Source organism: Mesoterricola sediminis, assembly GCF_030295425.1.
Classification (GTDB): domain Bacteria; phylum Acidobacteriota; class Holophagae; order Holophagales; family Holophagaceae; genus Mesoterricola; species Mesoterricola sediminis.
In genome coordinates this window covers 1446745-1468431 of sequence record NZ_AP027081.1, presented here as the reverse complement: position 1 = coordinate 1468431, position 21687 = coordinate 1446745, and the positions used below count along the sequence as shown (strand labels likewise).

The window sequence follows — 21687 nt, the reverse complement described above, 5'->3', positions numbered from 1 at the left end:
CTTACTGCACCTTCAGGTAGATGCCCGCGTAGTCCTTGTAGGACGTCACGACGGGATCCCAGTTGGTGCCGGTGCCGAGGGCGGTGTCGTTGGGGTTCGCGCCGCCGTTGGTCACGTCCCACTGGAACCCCATGATGTTGAGGTTGTAGGCGAACTCGCCCTGGATCCGGTGGACCAGGTTCTCGAGGCCGGTGACGAGCTGGGTGGCGATCTCCTGCTGCTCGCTCTCGGTCACGACGATGCCGCCCTCGACCAGGCCCAGGATGGGGTAGGTGTTGGGGGAGCCGCTGACCAGGAGGGGGGCCGCGTCGGTGACGATGGTCGGGCGGTTGAACGTGGCCACGTTGCCGCTGTAGATCGTGACGCCGGCCACTTCCACGATCTTGTCGCCGATCGCCTGCTTGACGAGGTCGAAGTAGGGCTTGGAGTGCATGACCCAGGCCTTGATGCGGGCGCTCTGGTCGCCGAACTTGGCCATGCCGCTGACCATGGCGGTGTGGTTCAGGGTCTTGGTCGTGTCCGCGGTGGCATCGTAGAGGACGCTGGACTGGGCGCCCAGGGCGGCGGTGGCGCCGATGAGGGCCCCGTTGAGCATGTCCACGGCCTTGCGCTCGCCGACCATGCGGCCGATGCCGAAGCTGATCTCCTCGCTGCTGGACCCGATCTTGCGGAGGGAGTCCAGGGTGAGGGCGATGGGGCCGATCTTGCGGTTGAGCTTCACGCCGATGTTCTCGCCCTGCGCGAGGGCGGTATCGGCCACCGTAGCGGTGGAGGTCGTGTCCCGGCGGGAGACGAGGCCCGCGATGGTCTTGAAGAAGGTGTCCTTGTTGAAGTCGCCCTTCAGGTCCTTCGCGACCAACTTGATCGCGCCGGCGGAGGCACCGTTGAAGACGTTGACGTTCTGGGTGATAGCTTCCCAGACGCCCGCCTGGAACTGGTCCTGGTAGATGACGAAGTCGGAGGCTTTGCCGATGGCCATGGTGATGGCTCCTTATGCGGTGGCCGGAAGCGCCTTGTAGGCGTCCACGCCGTGGTCGGTGATGAACTTCGCTTTCTCCGCGTCGTTCTTGAGATCGGCGCGGCTGCGGACATTCCCGGCCACAGGCTGGCGTCCGCCTTCCCCGGGCTTGGCACCGCCGCCCTGGGAGGGGTTGAACAGGTGGGGGGCCTCGGTCGTGAGGCGACCCATCCATTCGGAAACCGGCATCGGATTGACGCCGTCCTTGCCGTAGATCACCTTCTCCCCGTCCATGGGGACGGGCTTGCCCTCCACGACCTTGAAGAGCCGCTGGCCCCGCAGGAGCACGTCCTGCATGGCGGTGGGGGCGATGCCGGCCTTGGTGGCCTCGGCGGTGATCGCGTTGTCGATCAGGAGGACCTGGAGCTGCGCCTGGGCAGCGTTGTTCTGATCGGTGAGCGCCTTGACCTGCTTCTCAGACTCGGCCTTGAAGGCGGCGACGCGCTCCGTGACGATCTTCTCCACTTCCTCCTTGCCGGCGGAGGCCTTGCCCTTGAGGGCGTTGGGCAGCTCGGCCAGGTCGGTGATCCCGAGGGCGGTCTTGACCTGATCGACAGCGGAACGGGCTTCCTCCCGCTCGGCCTTGACCTTCTTCACCTCGCCCAGGAGTTCGTCCTTCTTCTCGCGCACGGCGATGAAGGAGGGGTGCTCTCCAACTTCGGTGTCAGCCACCCACGCGCCGTCCTTCTCGACAAAGTGGGGCTGAAGCTCCGCAGGAACTTCCGCCTTGGTGGCGTATTTCATCTTGAAGGCCATGGAATCTCCACAACGCCCACACCGTGGGCATATGCAGAGGTTGGCTCCCGGACTGTCGCATGTTGGGCCATCGCATGCGCAATCGTGTCGTGGCGCGGGTTTACGCGGACTTCGCCCGGAGCTGTTCGAGGGTCAGGGGGTTCCCGGACTGGTCCACCATGTCCTGAAATTTGAGATTCCCAGATACCCAGGAATCGTACCGCTTGGGCCCCAGGATCTCCTTTTGTTTGGCCTCCGGGAGCCCGTCGAACCAGCCCTGGAACGTGAGGTCTCCGGAGACTGGGCCGCCCATGGAGGCGCGTTGCCCCGGGCCCATCTTGTCCAGCTCCTTGGCCATCCGGGAATTGCCGTGGGCCTCGCGGGCCAGTTCCTCCCAGGATTTCGTCACGGGGAGGGTAAACGACCGGCAGCCCCAATGCGCCGTAGGGCCAGGGTAGGGGAAATCGTGGCCGATGGGATTCCAGTCCATGTCCCAGCGCAATCCATCGAGCGCCCGGCAAATCGGCGTGGTCCTGGCGTCGAGGGTGGAGCACCACTGATACCCGGCCATGATGTCCGCGTTGGCCTCGTAGGCAGCCAGGTGTGCCTCGCCCGCAATGGAAATGGCCGAGGTGCGGACCAGGGCCTCCGCGTTGCGCCGGGCCTCCCAGATCACGCCCCTGCCCTGGGCGGGGACTTGCCGGAGGTCCACCTTGCCCACGGCGTCCACCCCGGGGAGGTCCATGCCGATCACGCGGTCGCGGAGCTGGTCGATCGTCTCGCCACGGAGGAGCCCCTGCCGGAGCGTGTCCGAGAACGCATTGGTGAGGATCTGGGCCTGCCGGTCCCACCAGTCGGCGGACGGCGCCCCCTCGATCAGGGTATTCCCGACGAGTTTGGCCAGTTGCTCGCTCGTCCACTTGGGCTTGATGAGCAGGTCCGCGCCCAGCGCCTCATTGATGGCCGTCACCACCCCAGCGCTGCTGACCTCGACCAGACCCTCCATTTCGCCCAGGTGCGCCTCGGAGATGGTCCCGTAGGTCTCCTTGATCTTGGCCTCCGCCTCGTCCGCGAGCGCCCGCATCCTGGCGCGTTGCCAGTCCGTGCGGGGGGTGTCCAGGCCGGCTCCGACAAGGGCGGTATTCAGGTCCCTCCCGAGCTGGACCAGCATGTCGCGGATGTCCTTGCGCAGCCCCGCCTCATAGCGGAGCAGGTCCACCTGATGGGAGATGAGGTTGGAACGGATCTTGTCCGGGACTTTCATGAATCCGCCTTGACGCTCTGCCGGACGCTGTAGGGTATCGTTTGCCCGCCCGTGGTCGTGACCGTGCAGGTGTGCTCATAGACGCATCCCGCGGTTCCGCCGGAGACCTTCTGCCAGACCTGGCCCGTCTTGGAGAGGTCCACCGCGCCCTGGAGCATGGCGGTTGTGACCTCGCTCGGGTCCGTCGTGTTGGTGATCGCCCAGGTCGCGGACTGGATCGTGTCCCCGAGCTCCGCGAGCGCTTTGGTCCAGTCAACGCCCAGCTTGATCACGGCCATGGGAGTCTTGGGGCTGAAAAACTGGCTCATACGGCCTCCACGAGGTAGTCGAGATGCGCGGTGACGAGGTGGACGAACTGGGGGACCTCGGCCAGGGTGTCCAGGACCGGCGCCTCCACCATGGAGGTCATGTACGCCGTGACCATGGAGTCGGGGACCTCGTAGGGCGAGGAGATCGTGATGGACGGGAACCCGCCGGAGATGACCAGGGACGCGGAGGTGAACGTGACCGACTGGGTGAGGGTCGGAGTCTGCCCGCCCAGGGCGAGCGCCGCCGAGCCTGGGGTGATACCCCTGGTCAACCTGGGAGCCTGACCGGCGAGAACCAGGGCGCCAGGCGCAGGGGTCAACCCACGGGTGAGGGTCGGTGCCTGGCCGGAGATGGCGAGCGCCCCAGAGGACGGCAGAAGGCCCCGCGTGAGGGCTGGGGCCTGCCCAGAGAGCGCGAGAGCCCCTGGGGTGGGGGTGACACCCCGGGTCAGAGCCGGGGCCTGCCCTGAGAGCCCCAGGGAGCCCGTCTGGGGGGTGATCCCGATGGTGATGGAGGGCGCGTTGCCGGTCAGGGTCAGGGAGCCCGTCTGCGGGGTCAGGCCGGTGGCCGCGCTGAGGGTTGGCTGCTGGCCCGTCAGGACCAGGGCGGCAGGGGTGGGCGTGACCCCGCTGGTCAGGGAGGGGGTCTGGCCGGACAGGGAAAGCGCCCCCGGGGTGGGGGTCATGCTCTGGGTGAGGGAGGGCGCCTGCCCCGTGAGGGAGACGCTGCCCGTTCCAGGAGTGATGCCCCGGGTGAGGCTGGGGGCGTTGCCCGTGATCGTGATGGCGCCCGTCCCTGGCGTCACGCCCTGGGAGATGGTCGGCTGCTGCCCTGCGATCGCAAGAGACCCGCCCTGGGGGGTGAGCCCCTTGGTCAGGCTCGGGACCATCCCCGTCAAGAGGAGCGAGGCGGCGATGGGGAGGAGGGCCTGGGTCAGGCTGGGGGTCTGTCCGTTGAGGGTGAGGGCACCCGTGGTGGGGGTCAAACCCGAGGCGGCTGGGGTGTAGAAGGCCGAATTGTCGAACGCACCGCCGTCGAATGCGGGGCCAGTGGAGAGCGCGGGCTTGAACGCGAACAAGGCCTTGCCCGTGCTGATGCTGGCGCTCGTCGTGGCGCTGCCGGTGTAGCTCCCCGCTGAGGCCGTGCCCCCGGCCAGGGCGGCGAACGGGTTGGACGAGATCTGTTGGAGGATCCCGGGGGTGCCTGCGCTGTAGGTGTTGGTGAGGGTCGCATACTGGCTCCACCACGCCACGACGTAATCTGCGCCGGTCAGAGTGATGGGTCCTACGCTGTGGGAGGTCCCCGCGCTGGTCTCGTCCGCCCCGAACACGTAGGCGTCCACCACGTTCGAGGCGTCCTGGAGCGCCCCGGAGATGACCAGGACGCCGATGACCGCCTGGCTAGCCCCGCTGGAGTCGCTGACGCTGACGGTGATGGTTCCCGAAGCTGCGGAGATGGCCTTGAACGCCTGCTGGTAGACGCTGGCGTTCGAGAATGTGGTGACGGCGCCGATCTGGGAGTAGGTGTTGCCCGCCGTGTCGCTGGCGGCCCACTGGTAGGGTCCCAGGTTGGCCGAGTAGAGCACGACGATGAGGTCCCCGGCCTGCACAGCAACGCCGGACTGCGAGAGCCCGGCGCTGATGTAGGATCCCCGCAGGCCGATGGCCATGGGCTACTCCACGATGTCGGGCTGGTTCCCCGCCTCTACCCACGCGATGTAGGCCATGAAATCCGGGTCCTCCGGGCTCTGGCAGGGCGCCACGATCTTCCCGTCCTCGTTGCGAGTGACGGTGCCTAGGCTGAGGCTGACGGTGTAGGGGCTCATCAATCGTCCGTCTGGATGTAGAAACTCACGAGGTCCAGGCCCACCGCCAGGGCCGTGGCGTTGTTGCACCTCCAGGCCCGCATGCACAAGGCCGTGGCATTGGCCGGAAGCTGCGTTCCGGGGGTCGCCGCGGTCAGGGTTCCCTCCGCGACGTGTCCGGTGTTCAGCCTCGTCACCTTGTAGCCCACCGTGTTGTTGGCGCCGGGGTTGGCGTAGAGGGCCAGTTCGTAGAGGTCAGCGCTCAGGCTGTTGGCCGGGAAATTGGATCCCAGGTCGATGGCGGTCTGGGCGGCGCTGCCCCCGTAGACGATCTGGAGGTTGCTGGACGTGCTGATCGCCGCCACGCCGACGCTGTTGGTCAGGGTGCTGGGCTCCACGTTGGTCGCGGCGGAGGTGCTGGAACTCATGCCCACGAACATCCGGGCTCCGCTCACCGCTGCGGCGTCGCTCACGGCGAAACGGATGACACACAGGAACCCGCCCACGTTGGGTGTCCCCGGGACGCCGAGCGAGAACTGGGCGACCGTCCAGTAGGCTCCAGCCAGGCTCCCCGCCGTCGAGCTGGACACATAGGCGATCCTGCGGGTGCGCGTGACCAGATTGGTCGAGGCCCAGTTCCGGGCGGTGGCGGTACCCAGATAGGTCGGGGCCACGATGCCGGTCCAGGCGATCACCGTCGTGGCGTTGCCGATGGCCGTTCCCCACGCGACCTTGTCCTGCCCGAGGTGGGTCTGGGCGAGCTTGTCCACGCCGTTGGAACCGACCCACTTGAGCCCGGTGTAGCCCCCGATCGCCTTGGTGTAGACATTGGCGAATCCGGCGCTGGGCGCGGGGTCCGTGCTGGCCACCGCCATCTGGACGCCGCCGGCATCCGCGACGTGCTCCGCATTCCAGTCGCTCGGCTGGACCTGGGTGGAGTCCGCACCGTCGCTCTTGGCGCTGGTCTTGGTGTGTTTGAGGGCCATATCAGGTCAGGGTGAAGAACCCGCTGACCGGGGTGTTGACCTGGAGCGTGTTGCCGCTGGCCGTCACCACGTCGGCGGGGGCGCTATCGAGCAGGAAATAGCCCAGGAGGGGGTTCAGGTGGCCGTTGAGGGTGCCCACGGCGTAGATGGCGCAGTAGCGGGCCGTGAGACCCGCACTCCCGGCGGTCCAGGTGGGGATCGTCCCGGTGAATTTGCCCACGCCTCCAGTCTGGGACACGGAGACACTGGTCAGGGTGTTGCCCCCGGCGGTGTAGCCGGTGTTGGTCGTGCCCACCTCGTTGGCGGAGATGTCCGCAAAGAGGCTCTGCGAGGCCATGTTGGGCGTCCAGGCGCTCGTCAGGAGGGCGGCCTTGAACGTGTTGAGGTCGAGGTCGAACGTGCCGTCCATGAGCCACTGGCGGGCGGCCTGGGTGAGAATGAACGAGCCGGGAGCAGCCATGGGGTCTCCTTATTTGGCGGGGGCCTTGCGCGCGGCGGCGCGGGCCTTGAGGTTGGCGGCGGGGTCGGAGGCCGAGGCGGCCATGGGGGGAGCCTGCGTGTCGAGCAGGTCCCGGATCTGCTCGGGGGTGCGCCCATCGGGCAGCACTTCCCCGCCCTGGAGGATGAGCAGGAACGTTTCCAGGTCGATCGTTCCGGCGGTGTAGAGGGAGAGGTAGGCGGCGATGTCCTGGGCGCTGAGGCGGGCGTCCACGAAATCGCGGTTGATCTCGACTCGGATGGACTCGACATCGGAATCACTGAGGCCGTCCCAGCGGGCCATGATCCGGGCGGCCTTGGTGAGCGTGGTTTCGATGGTGTCCACGGTCATCGAGAGCGTAGCGCCCTCCCCTCCCGCGTTGATCCGCGCCGTGGCCTCGGTCTCGGCGGTCTTTTTCTGGGCCACCAGGAGCCGCGCCCCGAGGGCGGCCATCAGGTCCTCTTTGGCCTTCTTGTTGGTCTCCAGGGCGGAGAGCGCTGCCCCGGTGACCTCCAGCATGCCCACCGTGGATCCTTGGGGGAGGATCCAGGCGTTGCTGTCCCCGATCTTGAGGGTTGTCTTGTCGCCGTCGAGGTTCGCCGCGACCCAGGGCGTGAAAATGCCGCCCCAGTGCAGGCCGTTCTCCAGGTCCGCCGAGGTCCGGTAGTGGCTCAGGTTGGCGTTGGCCAGGGGGAGCAGGGGCAGGCTGGGGAGCTGCGCCAGCACGAACGGAGGCTCCTGGATCACGGAGGTGTCGCCGCGACGGTCCAGGACAGTTTCCAGGGTGATCGTGAGCTTGCCGGAGGTATCGGGCTTCCAGAGGTTGACCTGGACACCTCCAGGGATGGGGACCAGCTCCCGGTAGTTGGTCTGCTGCGTGAGGGTGTACTTGTCCTCCGGGCTGGGTACCCACTCGGTTTCGGAGAGCACGATCGTGCCGTCCGGGAGGGAGTTGATGACGTTCTCGGCCACGTAGGAGCTGATGTAGGGGCGCTTCCCGTTGTGATCCACCAGGATGCCCACCATGCTCGTGGTCAGGGTCTCGCGGACCATTTCCCCGACCATGGAGTTGAGGCTGACCCCGGTTCCCGTCACGTCCTCGGCGTACTTCTTCACCCAGGTCTCAGGCCCGTGCAGGGTCGCGGCCTTGCGGCAGACGGCTCCGGACAGGGCCTCCAGGGTGCGCCCCGTGGCGCCGTAGAACATGGCCCGGTTGCGGTAGGCGTCGTATTCGTCCTCGCTCTGGCCGCCGATTTTGGGGAGGTATTTGGTCTTCTTGGCCTTGACGGCATCCTCGCCCTCGACCACATCGCGGACCACGCCGGCCTTGGCCACGATGGCCTGGAACGTGGGGTGTCGCGTGGAGATGCCCATCAGCGCCTCCGCTCGATCAGGCGGTCGAGCTTGGCCTGGATCTCCTTGAGGTCAGCGCGGACCTGATCCTGCGAGCGGTCCTTCTCGGCGTCCTGGCGCTTGTCGATTTCCTTCTGGGCCGCCACCGTGGACTCGACCACGGAGATGCGGGATTCGATCCGCATCCCCCACGCGACGAGGCCCCCGGCGATGGCCATGGCCGTGAGGAAATTCTGGAGGTTGAAGGACATATCCAGTTTGGGGAGGGTCATGGGAAGCCTCAGAACTGGCGGGATTCCGCCCAGTTGGTGGGGCCTCCCTCCGGGAGGCACGTTGCGATACGACCGCCACGGGCGGTCAATGGATCCTCATGCCGGCGTAGACCCCGGCGGTGCCACCCGTGAGCCCCCCGGCAAGTAGGCCGGTGCGGAACCCCCGCCAGTATTCGGCCTTGGCGAGGCCCTGGGCGGCGGCGAGGGACGCGCGAAGCTGGATGGACTCCTGGGCCCTGGCCTGCGCGGACATGCGCCAGGAGTCGCGGGACAGGGTCACAGTGTTCAGCTGGGCCTTGAGCCCCTGGATCTGCACGTCCTGGGCCTGGACTAGCTCACGTAGTACGGCCTTTTCAGGGTCTCCGGCTGGCTGAATTCCAGGTTCCCCTCCGGCGTTGTCACCCCCGGCCACCACGGGAGGCACAGTTCCCACGGGAGGAACAGGCGCCAGTGGAGCCGCCTGTAGACGGGAGAGCTGAGCCTTGAGCCGAGCGACACGGGCCTCCGCGTCCTGCAATTTGGCCTCGCGGGCCTGGGCCTCTGCGTCATGTGCGGCTCCCTGCGCGGCGGCGATCACCGCGGTCTCGTGGCTCTGGTCGGCCTGCTGGGCTGCGTTGTCCATGGAGCGCCTGGCGGTGCAGGAGCGCACGTCCAGGGCGATCCAGAGGCAGGCCAGGGCCAGGAGGACGGGTCCGATCCAGCGGTAGCGGGTGAGGGCGGTCTTCAGGCGGTCAAGCATTGGTGCCCCCCTTGGTGTCCGGCTTGCGGTAGGCCACCCCAGCCAGGGCGGCGGCGATCCCTGCGACGAGGGTTAGGACGGTCACGGCGCCAGACCCCAGGTCCCCGGTCGAGGCGATGCGGTAGGCGCAGGCGGCCCCGATGATGGCGGTAACCATGAGCAGGACGAGCGCGGCGGCCACCATGACCAGCCGTTTGGAACTCTGCGGGATCCCGGCGGTGAGGTAGGGGGTCAGCCACTCAGGCACGTCGCACCCCCACAGCGTAGGCGATGGTCAGGACGGCACCGATGGCCCCCAGGAGGCCAAGCCACCAGAGGATGCGGGCAGTCCGGTTGACGTAGGGCTGGCGCGGGAACCAGACGCGGAAACTGAGCATCGCCGCGAACGACAGGAAGGCAGCCAGAGCCAGGGCGAAATCACGCACCGCGCACCTCCTGGTATTCCCATGCGCCGGGGCCTCCGGTGGCGAGGTAGGCCTGCCGGCGGGGCTGGGCTCCCTTGGGGGCGATCTGGACATGGATCCAGGAGCCGCATTCCAGGAGCACCTTGTCGTAGGGCAGGGCCGAACGTCGGATGGCGTCGAACGCGAGCCGGATGTCCATGCCCACCGGGACGAAATCACAGGCACGCCCGTCCAGGTGCGCGGAGTTCGACGCCCCGCCCACCAGCAGGTTGACCACGTGCGACCGGAAGCCGGAGTTCACGTGCAGGGGGCAGCCCAGCATGTTCCGGATCGGCTCCAGGAGGGTCATGCAGAGGTATTCCAGGTTCTCCGCCTGGTCCTGGTTGGGGGTGTTGATGATCCCGCGACGGGACGCCACCTCACTCCGGGTCATCTCCTCCAGGGTGAAATGGGCGGTCAGGCTCGTCACGGGTCCTCCGATGGGGGGCGGTGGAGGCTCGGGACGAATGGGCGCAGGCCCTTGCACTAGGTGGGTGTGTCCTCCCCGCCGATCCAGAATCAGGCGGGGGGTGTCGCATGTTGGGCCCTACGATGCGCATTCGTGCAAATGCCAGTAGCCACAAGGTTTTTTGGGCGTCCCTAGCCCGTTCACCCCCGCCTAGCCCTCAGAATCCGGTCGATCTGGGACCGGCTGAGCCGGAACGCGCGACCGACTGCCGCCTTGGCGACACCCTGCCTGGCCATGCTCTTGATGGCCTCGTTCCTGGCCGCCCTGGCGTCAGGGGTGTAGTCGATCCCCCTGGGGAGGTAGACCTTCCCCCCGCCGATCCGCCGGAGGATCTGGTCCACGTGGTGCCTGGCCAGCGCCCTGGCACCTGCCGGGGACGCACCCAGGCTGATCAGGATGTCGGCCACGGCGTCGATCAGGATTTCGACGGTTCCGGGTAGAGATTCGTCTTGCAGCTCGCGGCAGGCGCCCATGCTATACCCCAATGACCTTGACGGTTTTGGCGATGGGCTTGACCACGGGGAACCGGTAGACGATGTAGTAGCCGCCGGCATCCACGGGATGGTCATGGCCCGTTGTCTTGTCGGGTTCGCCGTTCGTGCCCCATGCCTGCTGTTCTAGGCAATCGACGTAGGTGGGGCAGCGTTCAGGATTCACCAGGTAACGACGCTCGCCAGCGGAATTGCAAAACATGGCGTTCATGGCGTTGACCCGATCCTTGACGGCGGGGTTGGCGGCATTGGCGTAGACCTGGAACCCTGCCTGCCGGAGTAGGTCCAGATCGCTGGTTGAGGCGTTGACGCTCTTGCGGGAGGCCCCGGAGGCGTCGGGGTAGATGGAAATGGTGCGGGTCTTGAGGACCTGGCCGCCCTGGACGCGCCAGAAACGCTCCTTGATCTGCCGGATCATGTCCGGGGTGTCATCGGCCCCAATGATCTCGTCCACGGCCCGAGGGAGGTCCTGCCTGACCACGTGGGCGATGGAGGCCATCTTCCCGACGTTGAAGTCCATGCCGATGTGCACCGGCTCCCCGTCCATGGGGGCGTCATCGCACCGGTTCAGGTGTCGGTTGAACGCCTTGTAGACGTTCCCGGTCTGAAGGTTGACGAACAGGCCCTTGATGTAGGCGTCGATCAGGTTCTCAGGGTAGGAGGCCAGGAGGGACGGGATGTAATCGTCCGGCAGGTAGATCTCGTTGTCGTAGGTGGAGGCCTGGACCATGCCGTAGATCTTCCCCAGCTCGGGCCTCTTTTGAACCTGCTGGTGGAATTGCTGGTAGACGAATTTGAACCCCTCGGGCGTCGTGGTGAGGTCGATTCCATTTTTCAGCCCGTCCCTCCGATAGCGCATGCGGGCGATAATCTTGCGCCAGGCCTGCTGGGCCTTGACCATGGGCATCACGTCCATCTCATCCACGAGGGCGTGCCCGATCTTGAACCCGATGATGCTGGCTGGGTCATCCATCGAACGGCACATGATCATCCCGAGGAAGGACCGCCCTCGCCAGACTTCTACCTCGTGGTCGCCCACTTTGACGCGCGTCCGGAGGCCCCAATCAAACAGGGCTTCCTCCACCGTGGGATAGAAAATATCCCTGATCTGGGGGTATGAGGGGGCGAAGTACCCCGAATGGACTCCAGGGTGCTCGTAGTGGTGCTGGGCGGATCCTCCACACCCGACCCAGGTCTTCCCCGACCCGAACCCCGCGACGAAGGCCCGGTACTTGTGGGGCATGGCGAGGAATTGGGCCTGTGGGATATTGAGGGTAGGCGCCGGCTGATCCGGCATGTCTTGGAGGGCGAGGGACCCGACCGTCCTCATGCGGGCTTTCTCCCGTCCACGACCTGGACAACCACCGTGGCCGGCATCGGGAGGTCCCGTGTCTCGTCCTCGGGGGCGAAGATGCCCAGGTGCTCCCCGAGGTCGTGCAGGGCCGCCCGTTTGTCGTGAAACTTCACGGCCAGGGTGCCCCCGTGCTGGGTCTTGGTCTGCCGAATCTCAGAAATTGCGGCCCTGGTCCCCTCGTCCAGATCGTCCGTGTCGGTCACCTCGACCTTGCCGCGCCTGATCCTGACGGCCTTTGTGGTGTCGGCAAATCCGATCTTTGCCAACTCGCTTATTACCCTATCTGCTGTAATGCCTGTTCTTTTGGCTTGCTCTTTGCGGAGGTCATCAATTTTCGCCCGAACGTCAACATCCGCAAGCAACCGAGAGGCGGTTGTCTTGGCGGAAGTCGGCGAGTATCCGGCCCTAATCGCTGCCTGTGTTCCGTTTAGGTCCACAAGGTATTCCTCGCAGAACCGGTCTCGCTTTGGGTTGGGCTTATCAGTCACCGCTAACCTCGTGCTCTTGGACGATCACCTCCACATCACCTCCTAGGTAGGCTTCGATGAACCTCCCGATAACCGGAGCTAGGGTCTTTGCTATCCCTCCCCATCGTTTTGATGACCCGTAGGTCACGACCTGGAACCCGTCCTTGCCGTCGCAGGTGAACGTGATGACCAGGGGGACATGGTAGGCCTGTGAGATCCGCTTGCATTCGGCAATGGGGATCTTCCCGGGTTTGACCAGGAGCCGTTCTTCCAGCTTCCGGAGCCTACGTTCGATGGACCTCATGCCACGTCCTCCTGGATTTCCACGTCGTAGGCATCCACGCCGAACCCGCAGGAGGGGCAGAGTTGGGAGGCGATCTCTACTGCCTTGCGGGCGTCGGCTCCCATGGCCATGGCACCCATTGCGAACTCAGAACCGGATCCCCAGGCGTGGAATGGAGACTCTACCGGCTGGAGGACGGGAAGCTGCTCCATGGTGTAGACCTGCCCGCCCATGAGGATGACCAGCCGAGTCCAGTCCTCGCCCTTTTGGGCTTCGGGCCAGGTCTTCGGGTCGCGTCCGGCCTCCCACCAGTCCGCGAGCGTGATCCCCACCTCAAGGGTTCCTGACCATGCAATTATATCACCGTTCTGGGTCTTACGGCATTTTTTGGCGGGGAATTTTTTATCCCCGTTCGTCCCCATCCGGTCAACGGCCAGAGTCTTTCCGTCCCATGCGATCACGGTCATGCGATTCTCTCCTCAATGAAAACGACGCCCAGGTGCTGGGCCGCGAACCTTTCCACCTCGCAGGTGAAGGCGTGGAACTCCTCGACGCTCATGTCGTGGGTCCCCAGGGCGAAGGATCCGCCGAAGGGCTTGTCCATGCGGGGGGCGAAGGTGTCTTTGAAATACTCATGCCAGACCTCGGGGGTGAACTGGCGGTTCTCGACCCAGGCTTGCTCTGAGATCTGCTTGAGGGTGACACCCCAGTAGTAGGCGTTGGCCTGGATGCTGCGCTTGCTCCTGTAGGGGGCGACCGTGCAGGTCAGGGGTTTCCCTTCCAGGGCCATTGCCTTGGCGTTGGCCTTGAGGAATTGCCAGAGGGACGCGGTTGCTTTTTCGCCGTCGAGGACCCAGGTCCGGGGCTTCATGGCTTGGCTCATGGCCGCCCCCCGATGGCAGCGAACACGAGGAGGGCGTGGGAGGCAACGTACAGGATGGCCGCAAAGACCCACCATCCCCGGTGTAGAGGTTGAAACATGATCTCAGCGATCCTGGCCCTTAACGGGGTGCGGGGGGTGCAGGGATGGGGGGCCGGGGTGAACGGCGCCACCTGGGACCGGCTGGAGCCCGGCGTGCCGGGTTGGTAGAGCATCTCGAAGGGGGTCTGGGGGAACGCGTGGGCCTCGATCTGGCCTCCGGTGATTTTCTGGGGAGCCGGGGGGGTCATCCTGGAGGCCTTCCAGACGTCGGCGATGCCCCTGGCCGCGGTGTAGGCCTCGGGGGTCCAGGGGGCGTCGGGGGCGATGACGGGGATGAACTCGATCGTCCCAGAGATGGGGCCCTCGTCCTTCAGGATCAGGACGTCCGTTCCGTGGAGGTTGACGGTGGCGAGGGTCAGCATGCCGGCTCCTCGGTCACGTCCCGGATCGCCCAGGCGAGGAAATCGTCCACGGAGGTGGTGTAGAGCCGCTGCCGGGTGGCCCGGATGTCGCCCTGATCGAACGAGACGCAGCGGTATTTGATTCGGTTCCCGGCCAGGGTGACGATCCGCCGCACGCCGCAGGTCCCGGTCCTGGGGTTCCGGCCCCGGATTTCCATTCCGGGCTCCAGGTCTTCCCGGCTCAGGGGGCTATCCGTTGTTCCTACCATCGTACAGGTTCCTCATGGATGGGTTCTTTAACGTTTCGGTGATGACGTACAGTTCTGTTTCTGTTTCTGCTTCTGTATGTGCTGACTACGCTTGACCACGTTTGACTGTTATGTTTGACATTCGGGGGCGTTTTTCTTCTTCTCCCGGTGCTCGCGCTGCTTCCTCGCGTTGTAGGCCCTGCGCTCCTCCTCGTCCCGCATGGACCTGTAGATGGCGTGGCTGACCACGAAATACTGGAAGCGGCCTTCCTGGACCAGCCGGCGGCCTTCGCGCTCGGTATTCCGGCTTTCAGGGTCGGGACGGCAGAGGAATTCGATGGCCTTCTCGATCTCCTCGGGGGTAGTCCCGATGATCCCGGCCAAGGGCCGCGGGTTCAGCTCCACCCTGGAGTCCACAGTGTTAGCGATCACGTAGCCCCAGACGGCGAAGACCACAGGCCCAGAGCCATACATGGACCCTCCGTACATGGAGGAAAAGTGCTTCCCGTACATCACTCCCCCGTCTCGTAGAAACGCCGGCAGCGGCGGCATTGGATCCGCTTGGGCACCGCATGAGGCCCGATGTCGAAGACGAGTCCCTGATGGATCTGGGCGATTGCCAGGCCCACCACGGGCAGCTCGGCCTCAGCGCCGCACCCGAGGCAGGTCAGCATGGCGAATTCCAGAGTGGGGTCTGGGACGTCTCCCCGGTCCAGGATCTTCCAGGTTGGCTTACGACCTTTCCGGGTCATCCCACCCTCCCGAGCGCCTGTTGCGCCCACACGTCGTTCCAATCCGTCGCAGCATCGGGGGGGATCCTCACCTCCACGTCCAGGTGCAGCTGGAGGCAGAGCCTCCTCGCCAGGGCGTAGGCCGCGCTCTGCCCCGTGTAGTTGGGGTCGTTGTCCCCGTAGACCACGATGGACCGTGCGCCTTCAGGGGGGACCCACGAGGCCAATCCGTTGGCGCTGATACCAGCCCAGACGGTCAACCCGTCCATGTGGCCGGCGCTGATCGCGGTCTCGATGCCCTCGGCAATGCCCATCCTCTCGGCCACGGGTCCCAGCCGAACGGAGCTCCCCTCCAGTGGGAACCCCGGCATGATCTTGCGGACGGGTTCAACCGGGGCCTTTTTGCCGCCTTCGGTGAGGTAGGTCCGGTGGATCGAGGCCGTCTTGCCGTTGGGGTAGCGCATCAGCGCCAGGAGGGCCGGGTAGACGGTCCTGTCCTCCGCGCTGTGCTGGATCCCTGGGTGGGCCCGCAGGTCTTCCGTGAGCCCCGCCAGGTCCCCGCAGCGGGAGGCGAGGTAGATCCCGGCAGGTGTATCCGGCGTGACGTATTTCCCGCCCCTCCAGACCCTCCGGAGGGCGTCCCGCTTCTGTTCGTCGGTGCGTTCCTGCCGGACAACGTCCTGGCGCAGCGGCCCCCAGCCGATAAGCTTTTCGACCTCGGCCAGAGCACGGGAGATGTCCCACTGGCGGTATGCGGCCAGAAGGGCGAACCCATCCCCTGAACCACAGGATGAGCAGAAGTAGGACCCGCTCCCATCCTTGTTGTCCCAGCGGTACCGGTCCTTCCCACCGCACATCGGGCATGGCCCATGTTTGTCCACAAGGAATCGATCGGACACCCCGAAATGCGTCAGGATGTGCATCCAGTGGCCCTGGGCTGCCTCACGGGTTTTGGGGAGGGCGCTCATGACGCGGCCTGCAACTTCTCGCCCTTGGCCTTGGCCTTGGCGTAGGCAATCCGCATGCTGTGAAGCTTGGACATGGTTGTGGGCGTGGGCTGGATCAAGGGGGCCGTCTCAAAGCGGAAATTCAGGGGCGGCTTGTGCCCAACGATCCCGATGAAATGGCCAAAGGCCCACTTGTTGTCCTTCCCGTGGCTCTTGGCGTAGGTGCAGAGCTGCGCCCACATGTGAGCCTCGTCGGGGGCCAGGACCGCCCCATTTTTGCCCTGGAGCCGGATTTCCTTCATCTCCCCAGGGAGGTGTTCGTGGAGCACCGGCTTGGGGATCTCATACCCGCATCCGACACACTTCTTCCCGCCCATGGGGGTATAGCCGCACTTGGGGCAGGTAGCGGGTTCCTTGCCCTTGTCCTCCCGGACCTCGCGATCCAGCCGCTCGCCGTCATCGAGCTTGTCCAGGCCCTCGTAGTAGATCCGGCTGAAATCGTCCGCGAACCGGATGATGTTGCCCGAGAAGTCGAGGAGGCGGCATTCGGTCTTCCCTGTCTCTATGGATGCCCGCAGGCCGCGTCCCCACATCTGGATAGCCGTGGACAGGGATTTCCGGAGAGGCCGGCAGTCGCAGACCACTTCCACGTCCCGCTGGTCGAACCCTTTGGCCAGGGCATCCACGCTGATGAGGACTGTGAGCCTACCCCAGTGGAAGTCATCGAACCGCTTCTGTCGAAGATCGTCGGGGGTGTCGGCGCAGACCACGCCGGCAGGGATCCCGGCCTCGTTGAATTTCTTGGCCAACTCCTCGCAGTAGAGGATGGTTGGTCCGAAGGCGATGGTCTTCTTGCCCTGGGCGAGCCTAGCCCATTCGGTGATGACGTCTCCCACCAGGACCATTTCGGCCTTCTCCTGGGCCCGTTCGGTCCACTCCCCGTCGCTCCCGACCTCCGCCCCTTCCATGTTCGGACGGCGGCAGGAGAAGATCCGGAGCGGGACAAGAATGCCCTTCTGGACGAGATGGTCCATGGTCGCCGCGTTGATGAGCTTGGTGAAGACCGTCCCGAGCCCCTTGGTGAACGGCGTTGCGCTCAGGCCAATGACGATCGGCATTTTCCAGCGGCAACCCGTGCGGTCCTCGCAGCGCGGGAAATTGGGCCGCCCTGGGTCCGTCACAACCGACCTCCCGCAGCGCGGACATGCCTTCGGTGGCACCGAAAGCTCGTCAACCCACGTGGCATAAAGGGTGTGGGCCTCGTCCACGATCACCACGTCCAGGTCCGTGGGCCAGCCGCGCCTCCGGAGGGTCTGGCAGGACATGATCTGGAAGGGCCTGGAAAGGTCCAGGAGCGGATTGTTGGCCTGGATGATGCCGTGGTTCCCCAGCCCGACGTCCCTGGCGGCGTTGGAGGTCTGAGAGATGAGCACGCGGCGGTCGCAGACGAAACCGGCCCGGTTGCCCTTGCCGTTGGTCTCCCGGACCACGTTGAACCCCAGGATGGTCTTGCCCGACCCTGTGGGGGCCATCAGGAGAATCATCCGGTGGCCATCGCGCACGGCCTGCCGGATCTCCTCGTGGGCGGAAACCTGGAATTCCCGCAACTCTGGGAACGTGCCTTGGAAGAGGCTCACGAGGCCTCCCCGAAGAGCAGGTTGTATTCCTCTTCCTCAGTCGTGGCTTTCTTCTTGGCCTCGATCTTCCGGGCGTCACGGGATAGCGCGTCCTGGATCGCGGCACGCAGGTCATCGCCCTCCTTGGTCTCAAGGGCCTTCCGGACCCGGGCCATGAGGCTGTCGAAGTTGCGGCGCCAGAACTTCACGAAGCCGATCACCTGGGCGTTCTCGACCATCAGCCCGTTGTTGCGGACCTGGATCACCCGGGCCAGCTCGGAGTTCGTCCTTGTGCTGGCCTCGCATGCTGCCATCCGATCGTCGGCATTGAGGATCCCGTGGCACCGCTCGATTTCCTTCTGGGCCTCGGCCAGCATGTCGGCGGTCTCGCCCAGGTGCTCCCGGAGGTCCTTGATCTCAGCGTCCCTCTCCTGGAGCAGCCGTTCGAGCTGGGCCACGCGGGGGCGTTCGTCGGCGGGGGGCGGAGCCGGCGCGGGCCGAGCGGTCATGTCCACCGGGGGGCAGTCTTCTTCATCGGGCGGCTCAGGGGCGGGGGCAGGTTGAGCGGGTTCCTGAGCCTGGCCAGGGGCAGGCGCGGGGGTCGGCTCGGGCGCCGGAACAGGGGGGTGCTCGGGGGCATCAGGGGGCTGGGAACCGAACGACTGTGTGGCAACGGTTGCCACCCTCTCGTTTCTCATGTTGTTGACGAAATGATGACTTACCCCAGTGATCTCCGAGATCTGCCGGTTGCTCCACTTCGACCACTCGGGGTCATCCAGGAGCATGGAAACGGCCAGCCGCTTGTCCGCGTTGGTGCGCCTGACGCCGTGGGCGGTATTCGCGCCGATGGCGTAGAGCCGGGCATCCCGCAGGGTCCCCACCCTGACCTCGGCGGGGATCTTCTTCAGCCCCGCCTTGTCGGCGGCGGCGTGGCGGTGGAACCCATCGGCCAGCCAGTAGATGTCCTGGTCCTGGAAGACCACGATGGGCGGGAAACGAGCCCCGTCTTTCCAGAGGGCGGCGTATTCCTCGATCGCAGCCCTGTCCACGGCGGCGCGGGCCTGGGTGCCACCGTCCAGGCGGATGTGCTTGAGGAGGATCTGGCAGACGCTCATGCCGACCTCCGCATGGACTTGGGCTCGGCATCGCGCCAGGCCTGACGATCCTCCGGGGACCGGCGGGGGTCATCCCAGGGCTTGACGCGCAGGATTCCTAGGTTGAGCAGGAGGCGCCGGGATACCCTGGAAATAGCTTGGGCTGTTCTCCTGATTTGACTACCATGTCGGTCAAACCAGCAAAGGAGTTTCCCAATGGGAGAGGCGCAGCTAGAAGCCTTGGTAAAGGTTCTCGTGGGTTCCATGGTAAAAATCCTCATCCTTGAACATCAGGTTTCGGAGATGAGGAAGTGCCTTGATCCGGCCTCGCAGGAGAGGGTTGCGAAGGCACAAATGGATAATTTTGAAGGGCAGATTGAATCGCTTCTGCAACCGCTCCAAGAAACATTTTCCGAAATCTGTCCTGTTTCTGATTGGGACGAAATACGAAATCAATTTCGAGTCTGAAAAGAGAACATTCGATCTTCATTGGCAATCCTCCAGAATCAGGACGGTGTAGGGTTTCTCGCCCCGCTTGAGGGCGACATTAAGGCCGGTGATTTCGAGCAATTCGGGGGTATCGTCCACGAGCAAGCGGAGCTGGACGAGGTTGTCCACGATGCCCTTGGCGCCCCCGATGAGGTTGGGGATGTCCAGGGCCTTGTGGCCGTGGCGTTCGACGGTGAGGCGTCGTTTCCCGGAGGCGCGGGGGATGGACAGGAAGCCCTTGGCGCCCCGGATGAGGCCCGCCCAGAGTTTCTTGGAGCGGTGCCCTTCCCGCCAGTGCGAGAACGCGAACTCGTTCTGGCTGGGCGTGGCCCGCTGGATGGTGAGGGTCCAGGTCATTCCAGCCCCTCCAGAAGTAGCGGCGCCCCTTTCGCGGCTTCCTTGGCCTGGGCCATCTGCCGCTTGCGCTCGGCCTCTTCCATGGCCTTGCGTTCCTGGGGCGTGAGGAGACCCAGGCTGACGCGGATTTGCTCCGAGGTGGCCCGTCCACGGCAGGCCTTGGCATCGTGCCTCATGACGCAGCCTCCACGGGCGCCTCGAACTGCGCCTCAAGCGCCGCCTTGATCCAGGCATCGCGGGACATGCCCCTGTCGCGGGCATCGCGGTTGATCTGGATGAGGAGGGAGATGGGGATCCAGATTGAGACGGTGATCAGGGGGGCCCTCACGAGGCCTCCCGCTGATGCTGAGGCCTGATCATGAACGCGCCGCGCTCCTGGGCCAGCTTCTTGTGGAGCGCGATCAGGCCCTTGCCGGTGATGAGGATCTTGGGGTAGATCCTGTCCCGGCCATGCTGGTCCTCGTAGTGGATCACCCGGACGGTGACGTTCCCCCGGTCGATCTGGACCTGGTAGGGCGTAGGGTCGCCGCTGCCCGGGATGATCCACCCCCAGGCCCGCATCTTGTCGAAGAGGCGCTGCCGCCCGATCCCCAAGGTCTTGGCGGCCTCGGACATGGAGAGGCTGTCATCCGCGCGGGTGATGGCATCAGCCGCCGCAGCTTTCGGCTCCAAAACCTGGATTTCTTCGGCTTGGGACTCGACCTTGCACGCCAGCGCGTAGCGCTTCTCCTCCAGGTCCGCCGCCAGCCGCAGGGCCTCCGGGAGCGTCTGGGGGACCTGGAAGCCGCCCTGGATGGAATAGGCCCCGGTGCGCCTGATGGTGGGGAGAACGTCCGAGGTGACCCACTTCTTGAAGGTCCTGGCTTCGGGCTTCCGGCTGGTCAGCACCAGGGAGTAGAGGCCCGATTCGCTGATGATGGCCATCTGCTGACGACCGCCAAGGGTGTCCATAATGTGGACACCCTTTTCATCCTCGTCCAGGCGGGAGATGACCTGCCTCGGGTTGCCGTGATCCAGCACCGCACACACGTCGGAGGCCACGAACCAGGGGTCACCTTCCCGCACGATCACACGGATGGGGTTGACGCCGAAACTGAAGGTATTGATACTCTGGATGTCCATGCAATTCCTTTCAGTGACCGCCCCATTCCAGTGGGGCGTTGTTGTTCTTGGAGAGGGGATTCCTGGTAGCCTTGGCCCAACCAACCAAACAGGAGGCGGCCATGCCCATGAGCCAGGAGAAAATCCAGCGCATCCAGGAGCACGTCGTAGCCCACGCAGGGCCCTGCCCTGGGTGTGCGAACACGCACTGGGACGTGGTCGATGAACCAGCGTCCATACCCCTTGTGGAGCAAGGCAATAGCGGGCTAATCCCCACCATGTCGGTCCCTGTCGCCGTCGCTGTGTGCTCCAGGTGTGGGCGGGTCATTACGTTCCTCCAGACGAGAATCAAAGGGCTTCTCCCTTGACCTACAGGCGGATTTCCCCGGTCAGGACGTAGCGGAACGGGAATGAGAAGATGAGCCACAACCGGGCCCAGAAACCCGGTCTTCTGAGGGCGGCGCCGGCAACGGTGGCGCTGATTACGCTGGCTTTCATACAAACCTCCATGGTGTTTGGCCCACGGTCTGATCCGTGGGCTAGGGATTGTTCTTAGCGGGGGATCCGCTTGGAGAGACGCCACGCGCGGCGCTGGCGACGGTGACGGATGTAGCCGGCCATCTGGTCTCCGTAGACGGCCAGGGCGATGAGAGCCACCCATGCCAGGGCGAGCACGGCCATGAGGATGCGGGCGGCGTAGGGGGTCATGGCAGCACCGAGTAGGCCAGGGCAGCGCCAGACGCGAGGCTCAGGAGGCAGGCGATCAGGAGGGTCTTCATACGGCGTGCTCCTTCAGGCTGTCCTGGATCCCGTTCACGATCCCGTCCACGATGGACTGGACCTGGAGCCACGTGCGAAGGTCGGCGCGGCGCTCCTCGGGGTCCCAGGTCCCGCCGCTCGCGATATCCTCAATGGTCTGGCCCACCGCAGCTCCCGCCTTGCGCGAGAAGATGGCCACCAGGGACGAAGGATCCGGGACGTTCCCGTTGGGCGCTAGCTCCACCAACTCGAACCCGCACTTGCGGGCGATCCATCGCAGGAGACCGGGCCCCATGACCTTGGTCCAGCGCACGAGGCGATGGAGGGGCATGCACACCGGCTTGCTCCTGGAAGTCCAGTGGGACAGGAGGCTCACGTCCACGCACAGCTCAAGCGCGGACACCTCCCATTTCCACGGAGCATCGTCTAACTCCTGACGGATCTTGATTTTGATGCCCTCAAGCAGCGCGCTTTCATGTGAATCGCGCTGCGGAGTGGGGGTCCCGGGATCGATAATTTCGCCCATGAGGCATTCCTTTTTGGGTGAGAATTCAGAC

At 65.2% G+C, this 21687-nt stretch carries 35 protein-coding genes; 1 reads left to right on the top strand and 34 read right to left on the bottom strand.

Annotated elements, in window-relative coordinates:
* Position 1: 1 nt before the first annotated feature.
* From R2J75_RS06440 to R2J75_RS06310, 27 genes are all read right to left on the bottom strand, one after another.
* Positions 2 to 979 carry a major capsid protein gene (locus tag R2J75_RS06440; RefSeq protein WP_316411329.1) on the bottom strand — a complete coding sequence of 326 codons (978 nt, stop codon included), beginning with the start codon at positions 977 to 979 and terminating at the stop codon, positions 2 to 4.
* 12 nt (positions 980 to 991) lie between these two features.
* The gene (locus R2J75_RS06435) at positions 992 to 1774 is read right to left on the bottom strand and encodes a hypothetical protein (protein ID WP_316411328.1); all 783 of its coding nucleotides are present in this window, start codon (positions 1772 to 1774) and stop codon (positions 992 to 994) included.
* A 100-nt stretch (positions 1775 to 1874) separates the two neighbouring features.
* Positions 1875 to 3017, bottom strand: a complete 1143-nt coding sequence (locus tag R2J75_RS06430) for a minor capsid protein (RefSeq protein ID WP_316411327.1) — start codon at positions 3015 to 3017, stop codon at positions 1875 to 1877.
* Entirely contained in the window at positions 3014 to 3325 is a 312-nt protein-coding gene (locus tag R2J75_RS06425; protein WP_316411326.1) for a phage fiber-tail adaptor protein, read from the bottom strand. The genes R2J75_RS06430 and R2J75_RS06425 overlap by 4 nt, the downstream gene beginning before the upstream one ends.
* Complete coding sequence (locus R2J75_RS06420) at positions 3322 to 4995, bottom strand: hypothetical protein (RefSeq protein ID WP_316411325.1); 1674 nt, start codon at positions 4993 to 4995, stop codon at positions 3322 to 3324. Before R2J75_RS06420 ends, R2J75_RS06425 begins: the two co-directional genes overlap by 4 nt.
* A 3-nt stretch (positions 4996 to 4998) precedes the next feature.
* A complete protein-coding gene (locus R2J75_RS06415; RefSeq protein WP_316411324.1) occupies positions 4999 to 5151 on the bottom strand; it encodes a hypothetical protein in 153 nt (50 codons plus the stop codon).
* Positions 5151 to 6116: a hypothetical protein gene (locus R2J75_RS06410; protein ID WP_316411323.1), complete on the bottom strand. Its 966-nt coding sequence runs from the start codon at positions 6114 to 6116 to the stop codon at positions 5151 to 5153. The genes R2J75_RS06415 and R2J75_RS06410 overlap by 1 nt, the downstream gene beginning before the upstream one ends.
* A gap of 1 nt (position 6117) precedes the next feature.
* Positions 6118 to 6576: a hypothetical protein gene (locus tag R2J75_RS06405; protein ID WP_316411322.1), complete on the bottom strand. Its 459-nt coding sequence runs from the start codon at positions 6574 to 6576 to the stop codon at positions 6118 to 6120.
* 9 nt (positions 6577 to 6585) lie between these two features.
* Positions 6586 to 7968 (bottom strand): DUF4055 domain-containing protein, encoded by a 1383-nt coding sequence (locus tag R2J75_RS06400; RefSeq protein WP_316411321.1) that lies wholly within the window; start codon positions 7966 to 7968, stop codon positions 6586 to 6588.
* A complete protein-coding gene (locus R2J75_RS06395) occupies positions 7968 to 8219 on the bottom strand; it encodes a hypothetical protein (RefSeq protein ID WP_316411320.1) in 252 nt (83 codons plus the stop codon). Before R2J75_RS06395 ends, R2J75_RS06400 begins: the two co-directional genes overlap by 1 nt.
* A gap of 85 nt (positions 8220 to 8304) precedes the next feature.
* On the bottom strand, positions 8305 to 8958 hold the full coding sequence (locus tag R2J75_RS06390; protein WP_316411319.1) for a hypothetical protein: 654 nt from the start codon (positions 8956 to 8958) through the stop codon (positions 8305 to 8307).
* On the bottom strand, positions 8951 to 9205 hold the full coding sequence (locus tag R2J75_RS06385; protein WP_316411318.1) for a hypothetical protein: 255 nt from the start codon (positions 9203 to 9205) through the stop codon (positions 8951 to 8953). Before R2J75_RS06385 ends, R2J75_RS06390 begins: the two co-directional genes overlap by 8 nt.
* On the bottom strand, positions 9198 to 9383 hold the full coding sequence (locus R2J75_RS06380) for a hypothetical protein (RefSeq protein WP_316411317.1): 186 nt from the start codon (positions 9381 to 9383) through the stop codon (positions 9198 to 9200). Before R2J75_RS06380 ends, R2J75_RS06385 begins: the two co-directional genes overlap by 8 nt.
* On the bottom strand, positions 9376 to 9831 hold the full coding sequence (locus R2J75_RS06375; protein WP_316411316.1) for a D-Ala-D-Ala carboxypeptidase family metallohydrolase: 456 nt from the start codon (positions 9829 to 9831) through the stop codon (positions 9376 to 9378). The genes R2J75_RS06380 and R2J75_RS06375 overlap by 8 nt, the downstream gene beginning before the upstream one ends.
* 179 nt (positions 9832 to 10010) lie before the next feature.
* The gene (locus R2J75_RS06370; protein WP_316411315.1) at positions 10011 to 10343 is read right to left on the bottom strand and encodes a Mor transcription activator family protein; all 333 of its coding nucleotides are present in this window, start codon (positions 10341 to 10343) and stop codon (positions 10011 to 10013) included.
* Between the two features lies 1 nt (position 10344).
* Positions 10345 to 11691 carry a phage terminase large subunit gene (locus tag R2J75_RS06365; protein WP_316411314.1) on the bottom strand — a complete coding sequence of 449 codons (1347 nt, stop codon included), beginning with the start codon at positions 11689 to 11691 and terminating at the stop codon, positions 10345 to 10347.
* Positions 11688 to 12203, bottom strand: a complete 516-nt coding sequence (locus R2J75_RS06360; protein WP_316411313.1) for a terminase small subunit — start codon at positions 12201 to 12203, stop codon at positions 11688 to 11690. The genes R2J75_RS06365 and R2J75_RS06360 overlap by 4 nt, the downstream gene beginning before the upstream one ends.
* Positions 12196 to 12486: a hypothetical protein gene (locus R2J75_RS06355; RefSeq protein WP_316411312.1), complete on the bottom strand. Its 291-nt coding sequence runs from the start codon at positions 12484 to 12486 to the stop codon at positions 12196 to 12198. Before R2J75_RS06355 ends, R2J75_RS06360 begins: the two co-directional genes overlap by 8 nt.
* Positions 12483 to 12932 carry a hypothetical protein gene (locus tag R2J75_RS06350; protein ID WP_316411311.1) on the bottom strand — a complete coding sequence of 150 codons (450 nt, stop codon included), beginning with the start codon at positions 12930 to 12932 and terminating at the stop codon, positions 12483 to 12485. Before R2J75_RS06350 ends, R2J75_RS06355 begins: the two co-directional genes overlap by 4 nt.
* On the bottom strand, positions 12929 to 13348 hold the full coding sequence (locus tag R2J75_RS06345; protein ID WP_316411310.1) for a hypothetical protein: 420 nt from the start codon (positions 13346 to 13348) through the stop codon (positions 12929 to 12931). Before R2J75_RS06345 ends, R2J75_RS06350 begins: the two co-directional genes overlap by 4 nt.
* A complete protein-coding gene (locus R2J75_RS06340) occupies positions 13345 to 13809 on the bottom strand; it encodes a hypothetical protein (RefSeq protein WP_316411309.1) in 465 nt (154 codons plus the stop codon). Before R2J75_RS06340 ends, R2J75_RS06345 begins: the two co-directional genes overlap by 4 nt.
* Entirely contained in the window at positions 13803 to 14006 is a 204-nt protein-coding gene (locus R2J75_RS06335; protein ID WP_316411308.1) for a hypothetical protein, read from the bottom strand. Before R2J75_RS06335 ends, R2J75_RS06340 begins: the two co-directional genes overlap by 7 nt.
* Before the next feature lie 159 nt (positions 14007 to 14165).
* Positions 14166 to 14468, bottom strand: coding sequence for a hypothetical protein (locus R2J75_RS06330; RefSeq protein WP_316411307.1), 303 nt, complete (start codon positions 14466 to 14468; stop codon positions 14166 to 14168).
* A gap of 80 nt (positions 14469 to 14548) precedes the next feature.
* On the bottom strand, positions 14549 to 14710 hold the full coding sequence (locus tag R2J75_RS06325; RefSeq protein ID WP_316411306.1) for a hypothetical protein: 162 nt from the start codon (positions 14708 to 14710) through the stop codon (positions 14549 to 14551).
* 74 nt (positions 14711 to 14784) lie between these two features.
* Positions 14785 to 15735, bottom strand: a complete 951-nt coding sequence (locus tag R2J75_RS06320) for a DUF7146 domain-containing protein (protein ID WP_316411305.1) — start codon at positions 15733 to 15735, stop codon at positions 14785 to 14787.
* Positions 15732 to 17351, bottom strand: a complete 1620-nt coding sequence (locus R2J75_RS06315; protein WP_316411304.1) for a DEAD/DEAH box helicase — start codon at positions 17349 to 17351, stop codon at positions 15732 to 15734. The genes R2J75_RS06320 and R2J75_RS06315 overlap by 4 nt, the downstream gene beginning before the upstream one ends.
* Positions 17348 to 18445, bottom strand: a complete 1098-nt coding sequence (locus R2J75_RS06310) for a ParB N-terminal domain-containing protein (protein WP_316411303.1) — start codon at positions 18443 to 18445, stop codon at positions 17348 to 17350. The genes R2J75_RS06315 and R2J75_RS06310 overlap by 4 nt, the downstream gene beginning before the upstream one ends.
* Before the next feature lie 195 nt (positions 18446 to 18640).
* Here R2J75_RS06310 and R2J75_RS06305 point away from each other — a divergent pair, with 195 nt between their 5' ends.
* On the top strand, positions 18641 to 18892 hold the full coding sequence (locus R2J75_RS06305; RefSeq protein ID WP_316411302.1) for a hypothetical protein: 252 nt from the start codon (positions 18641 to 18643) through the stop codon (positions 18890 to 18892).
* Positions 18893 to 18910: 18 nt separating this feature from the next.
* Here R2J75_RS06305 and R2J75_RS06300 read toward each other — a convergent pair whose 3' ends face one another.
* The 7 genes from R2J75_RS06300 to R2J75_RS06270 form a co-directional block, all read right to left on the bottom strand.
* The gene (locus R2J75_RS06300) at positions 18911 to 19270 is read right to left on the bottom strand and encodes a hypothetical protein (RefSeq protein WP_316411301.1); all 360 of its coding nucleotides are present in this window, start codon (positions 19268 to 19270) and stop codon (positions 18911 to 18913) included.
* The gene (locus R2J75_RS06295) at positions 19267 to 19446 is read right to left on the bottom strand and encodes a hypothetical protein (protein ID WP_316411300.1); all 180 of its coding nucleotides are present in this window, start codon (positions 19444 to 19446) and stop codon (positions 19267 to 19269) included. The genes R2J75_RS06300 and R2J75_RS06295 overlap by 4 nt, the downstream gene beginning before the upstream one ends.
* Positions 19443 to 19598, bottom strand: coding sequence for a hypothetical protein (locus R2J75_RS06290; RefSeq protein ID WP_316411299.1), 156 nt, complete (start codon positions 19596 to 19598; stop codon positions 19443 to 19445). The genes R2J75_RS06295 and R2J75_RS06290 overlap by 4 nt, the downstream gene beginning before the upstream one ends.
* Complete coding sequence (locus R2J75_RS06285; RefSeq protein WP_316411298.1) at positions 19595 to 20392, bottom strand: phage antirepressor KilAC domain-containing protein; 798 nt, start codon at positions 20390 to 20392, stop codon at positions 19595 to 19597. Before R2J75_RS06285 ends, R2J75_RS06290 begins: the two co-directional genes overlap by 4 nt.
* A 348-nt stretch (positions 20393 to 20740) precedes the next feature.
* Positions 20741 to 20869: a hypothetical protein gene (locus tag R2J75_RS06280; protein ID WP_316411297.1), complete on the bottom strand. Its 129-nt coding sequence runs from the start codon at positions 20867 to 20869 to the stop codon at positions 20741 to 20743.
* A 54-nt stretch (positions 20870 to 20923) separates the two neighbouring features.
* Positions 20924 to 21079 (bottom strand): hypothetical protein, encoded by a 156-nt coding sequence (locus R2J75_RS06275; protein WP_316411296.1) that lies wholly within the window; start codon positions 21077 to 21079, stop codon positions 20924 to 20926.
* A gap of 67 nt (positions 21080 to 21146) precedes the next feature.
* The gene (locus tag R2J75_RS06270; protein ID WP_316411295.1) at positions 21147 to 21533 is read right to left on the bottom strand and encodes a hypothetical protein; all 387 of its coding nucleotides are present in this window, start codon (positions 21531 to 21533) and stop codon (positions 21147 to 21149) included.
* Between the last annotated feature and the right edge of the window lie 154 nt (positions 21534 to 21687).